This is a genomic window from Flavobacterium cupreum (assembly GCF_003996965.1).
Lineage (GTDB): Bacteria > Bacteroidota > Bacteroidia > Flavobacteriales > Flavobacteriaceae > Flavobacterium > Flavobacterium cupreum.
In genome coordinates this window covers 1-384 of sequence record NZ_QWDM01000109.1, presented here as the reverse complement: position 1 = coordinate 384, position 384 = coordinate 1, and the positions used below count along the sequence as shown (strand labels likewise).

Here is a 384-nt window from a genome sequence, read left to right as displayed (position 1 = left end):
GCGACTTCGAGTTCATGGCGCTGCAGCGCCACCTCAAGATCCTGGGCATCTTCTGCCGCCTGAACTACCGCGACGGCAAGAGCATCTACATGGGCGATCTGCCGACCGTGGCCGACTATGTGCGCAAGACGGCAAACCGCTACACTGTGCTCAAACCGCTGGTGCGCCTGCTCGACGCGTTCGAGGACAAGGCGCCGCAGGTCGGCTACACCTTCTGATTCTGATACTGGAACAAGCATGAAAGCCATGATTTTTGCCGCCGGCCGCGGCGAGCGGATGCGTCCGCTGACCGACGACTGCCCCAAGCCCCTGCTCAAGGTGCGCGGGCGGCCCCTGATCACCTGGCACGTGCTCAACCTGGTGCGCGCCGGCATCACCGAGATC

At 63.5% G+C, this 384-nt stretch carries 2 protein-coding genes; both read left to right on the top strand.

From position 1 onward, the window contains the following. On the top strand, positions 1-218 hold a 218-nt coding region (locus tag D0817_RS26830; protein ID WP_202866526.1), incomplete at its 5' end, for a hypothetical protein. Continuing rightward, on the top strand, positions 118-384 hold a 267-nt coding region (locus D0817_RS26825; RefSeq protein ID WP_497756100.1), incomplete at its 3' end, for a nucleotidyltransferase family protein. The genes D0817_RS26830 and D0817_RS26825, both read left to right, overlap by 101 nt.